Origin of the sequence: Nocardia neocaledoniensis, assembly GCF_029868625.1 — a bacterium.
Taxonomy (GTDB): domain Bacteria; phylum Actinomycetota; class Actinomycetes; order Mycobacteriales; family Mycobacteriaceae; genus Nocardia; species Nocardia neocaledoniensis_A.
In genome coordinates, this window is record NZ_JARWOJ010000190.1 from 1 (window position 1) to 4382 (window position 4382).

Genomic DNA, 4382 nt, shown 5'->3' on the forward strand with positions numbered 1-4382 from the left:
GTACTGGGTCAGGATCGGCCGGTTGAAGCCGGCCGCTTCCTTGCGGTGCTCGATCTGGTCCTGGGTGAGCCGACCACCCAGGGCCGCCCAGATCGGGTCACCGATCACGCGCATGAGGAAGAACCCCCCCGCCCCCCCCCCGGCGGGGGGGCCCCCCGGGGGGGGGGTCACCCGTTTGGGGCCGTGCACGGGTTTTGGGGGGCCCACCACTAAAACCGCGCCCTCGAAGCCGGCCAGCGCCTGGGTGAGGTGGGTGAGGCTGGGCAGGTCGAGATTGTTGGTCGGCTCGTCCAGCATCAGCAGGCGCGGGGCGGGTTCGGCCAGCAGCAGCGTCGCCAGCGCCGCCCGCAACCGCTCCCCGCCCGAGAGCGCCGCGGCCGCGACGTCGGCGTCGGCACCGCGGAACAGGAAGCGCGCCAGCTGTGCCCGGATCTGCTCCGGGGTCGCGTGCGGCGCGGCGTCGGCGACGTTGTCGAAGACGCTGCGCTGTTCGTCGAACACGTCGAGCCGCTGCGGCAGCAACCGCCACGGGACCTTGGGACCCTCGTCGACGATCCGGCGCAGCAGCGTGGTCTTGCCCGCGCCGTTGCGTCCGGTGAGGGCGATCCGCTCCGGTCCGCTCACCCGCAGATCCACGACCGGGCCGTTGGCCAGCCGGACCCGCTCGAGCGTGACGACATCCTGGCCCGGATACAGCCGGGTACCAGGCAGGTCGATCCTGATCTCGCGGTCCGCACGCACGAGTTCCGCGGCCTGGTCGAGGGTTTCGCGGGCGCTGTCGAGCTTCTCGATATGCGAGGTGCGCAATTTGCCCGCCGACACCTCGGCCGCGTTCTTGCGCAATCCGGCCACGATCTTGGGCACCCGCTTGGTGTCCTGCGCCTTCTGCGCGAACCGCTGCCTGCGATCCAATTTCGTGCGTGCCTCGACCAGCTCGCGTGCCTGCTTGCGCACATCGCTGCGGGCATCGCGCACCGCCGCCCGCGCCGCCTCCTGCTCCTGCTCGACGATCTGTTCGTAGGCAGTGAAATTGCCGCCGAAGGACCGGACCTCGCCCGCCCGCAGTTCGGCGATGCCGTCCATCCGGTCCAGCAGCTCCCGGTCGTGGCTGACCACGATCACGGTGCCGCCGAACTGGCGGATCACGTCGTAGAGTCGCGTACGCGCGACCGCGTCGAGATTGTTGGTCGGCTCGTCGAGCAGCAGCACGTCGGGTTCGCGCAGCAGCTCCGCGACGAGCCCGAGCAGCACGGTCTCGCCGCCGGAGAGCGTGTCGAGGGTGCGGTCGAGGTCGGCGACCGAGCCGGCGACGTAATCGAGGCCGAGCTTGCCGAGCAGCGCGATCGCCTCCTCCTCGATCTGCCACTGCACCCCGACGATGTCGAAGTCCTCGGGTTCGCCCGCACCGCTCTCGATGCGCTGGATCGCGGCCCTGACCTCGGCGATGCCGAGAACGGTCTCGACCCGCTGCCCGGTGCGCATGCCGAGGTCCTGGCGCAGGTAGCCGAGGCGCCCCGGCACGGTGATGGACCCACGCAGCGGGCGCAGCTCACCGGCGATCAGCCGCATCAACGTGGATTTGCCCGCGCCGTTGCTGCCGACGAGCCCCATCTGCCCCGGCCCGAGGACGGCGTCCAGGCCGTCGAAGACGACGGTGCCATCCGGCCAATGAAAAGTGAGATCGGAAAAAGAGAGAGTTGACATGCGGATCCCCTGGAGGTGCGACGGATGCACGGTGCGCGGAATGCGGACCGTCCGGAAGCGCTACCTCAAGAAATCAACGCATGACTCCGATCGCCGGGAACAAGACCCATCATTTCTAACATCCGCCGCCGCCCGATGCCAACGTCTTTTCCGCCACAGCGGCGCGAGCGCTCGGTGACGGGCCGCGCGGCTACAGCTCGACGATCGAGGTGAGCGGGTAGTCGCCCTGGTGCTCGCGGCCCTTCAGGAACCCGAGTTCCAGGACGACGGCGGCGGCCACCACCTCGGCGCCGACCTCGGTGAACAGCGCGGCCGCGGCGGCGAGGGTGCCGCCGGTGGCGAGCACGTCGTCGAGCAGCAGGATGCGCTTGCCGGTGAGCTCGACCCCGTTCGCGGGGATTTCCAGTGCGGCCGAACCGTATTCGAGCGCGTACTCACGCGAGACCACGGGCGGGGGCAGCTTGCCTGCCTTGCGGATGGCGAGCACACCGGTGCCGAGGGTGGCCGCGACACCGGCGCCGAGCAGGAAGCCCCGCGCGTCGACGCCGGCGACGAGGTCGACGTCCGGGGCCACGGCAGCCAGGCAGTCGATGACGGCGCGGAAGCCCTCGGCATCGGCGAAGACGGGTGTCAGATCAGCGAAACGCACACCCGGCGTGGGGAAGTCGTCGTGCCAGCGGGTCAGCCGATGCACCGCGTCCGCGGCCTTGCCCGCCCGCTCACTGACCTGGTCGTCGGACTCGACCACCGCGTGCTTGCTCATCGACACCTCTCCGTCACGGTCACGCTCCGCGTGCCTGCCACCACTGCTCATCGCTGCAACACCCAGCGATCCATGTTCCATCCGGTGCCGGCCTGGGTCGGCCCGGCGATCCCGTTCTGCATGCCCGCGCCGAACGCGATGGTGCGCGGCGTGGCGAACAACGGGATGCTCGGCAGCTGCGCCCACAGCAGGTTCTCGGCCTCGGTGAGCAGATTCAGCGTCGCGGTCGAGTCGACCTCTCCCGCAAGCTGATCGGTGATGGCATCGTAGCGACCGTTGGCGAAGCCGCCGAAATCGAGTCCGCTACCGGCCCGCAACGCCGAGAACGCGGCGACGCCCGTGGCCGATCCGGCCGGGCCCGGCACCGAGGCGGTACCACCGAGGACGGCGTCGACCGCGCCCTGAGCGAGCCTGACCGGGGTGAAATCCGGTGCGCCCGCGTCGACCACGGTGATCCCCGCGCCCCGGCAGGACTCGGCGATCATGGCGACGGTCTTCGCGCGGCGCGCGTCGGGCGCCTGGTAGCCGATACGGATGGTCGGCTGCCCGGCCTTGGCCGAGGCCACAGTGGCGGTGGCGGCCGCGATGTCGGCGCCCCGGTACTGGTCGGCGGCGCCGGTGACCGCCGGATAGTACAGCGAATCCTGCTGCACCACACGGGCGTTCAACGGGCCGGAGCCCAGGCCGGACTTCGGGGGCTCCCCCGCCTTGCCGAGCGTGTCGAACAGCGCCTGCCTGGGCACACACTGGGCGAACGCGCGGCGCACTTCCAGCGGCCCGAACACACCCGCCGTGCCGAGGACCAGCTGTTCGGCGCCGCGGCCGGCGATCGTCTGCTCGTCGAAGCCGTCGAGTGACAGGTCGGCGACCGACCCGGCGCCCAGGTCGACGACGCCGAGGGCGTTCTCCTTCGCCTTGGCGGCGTAGTCGGTGCCCTTGGGCCACACCACGATCCGGCTCGTCGCCGGAGCGGCACCCCACCACTTCTCGTTGGCCACCAGCACCAGACCGTCGCTCGCGCTGAACGATTCGACCCGGTACGGCCCCGAGGACGGCAACTTGCTCAGCTCGAGCGAGCCCGGCTGCATGGTCCAGCCCGAATTCCAGAAGTCGGCGATCCGCCCGAGCACCGCGCCGTCACCGGTCTGCAGCGCGTTCACCACGTTCGGCAACCCGACCGCCTGCGCCACCACATGAGCCGGCATCAGCTCGCCCGCGGCGAACAGCGTTCGCCACGGCAGGTAGTGCCGACCGGGACGGAACACCACCGTGGCGTCCTTGGAACCCGGCTGGCAGTCGACCCGTTCGATGTCCTCGTAGCCCGCCGTGCTCGCCGCGTCGAACAGCGGCACGGGGCCGCGGTCGCCGGGGCGGGTGAACCGGCCGGAGCGGGCCGCCCAGGCCAGCACCAGATCGTCACAGGACGTCGCGACCCCGTCGGAGTACACCCCGTCCGGGTTGAGCCGGTACTGCACGGTCTGCGTCTCGCCGGGCACCTCCTTGGCGGTGCCCGCGTCGGTGTCGGCGACCTGCTGACCGTCCGGGCCCGTGTAGAAGAACCCGGTCAGCACCCGCCCGAACACCGCGACGGAGCCGCTGCTCGCCCCGAGCGTGCTGCCGCCGTTGTAGCTGGCGACCGCCGCGTCGACGGCGTACCCGATGGAGGGCACCTGGTTCTTGCTCGAGCATCCGGCCACCAGGCCGGTGGCGACGGCCGCGGTGGCCACCACGGTGATCAGTCGAATCGTGCCGCGTCGCATGATGAGACCCCCTGCTCTCGCCGTCAGTTCCTCCTCTTGTGGCGCTTCCCGCTCGGCCGCGCGCCGGCGCGCGGCGCGGCCGCGGCGCGCGGGCGCGGGCCCCCCCGGGCGCCCGCCCCCGCCCCCCCCCCCCCCCCCGCCCCCCCGGCGCCCCC

The 4382-nt window shown here is 71.5% G+C and carries 3 protein-coding genes; all 3 read right to left on the bottom strand.

Going from position 1 to position 4382, the window contains the following annotated elements:
- Positions 1–1704: ABC-F family ATP-binding cassette domain-containing protein (locus tag QH270_RS13975; protein WP_280341819.1), on the bottom strand; the 1704-nt coding region annotated here is incomplete at its 3' end.
- A gap of 190 nt (positions 1705–1894) precedes the next feature.
- Entirely contained in the window at positions 1895–2467 is a 573-nt protein-coding gene (locus tag QH270_RS13980) for an adenine phosphoribosyltransferase (RefSeq protein WP_280341821.1), read from the bottom strand.
- A 47-nt stretch (positions 2468–2514) separates the two neighbouring features.
- Positions 2515–4227 (bottom strand): ABC transporter substrate-binding protein, encoded by a 1713-nt coding sequence (locus QH270_RS13985; protein ID WP_280341823.1) that lies wholly within the window; start codon positions 4225–4227, stop codon positions 2515–2517.
- Positions 4228–4382: the final 155 nt, after the last annotated feature.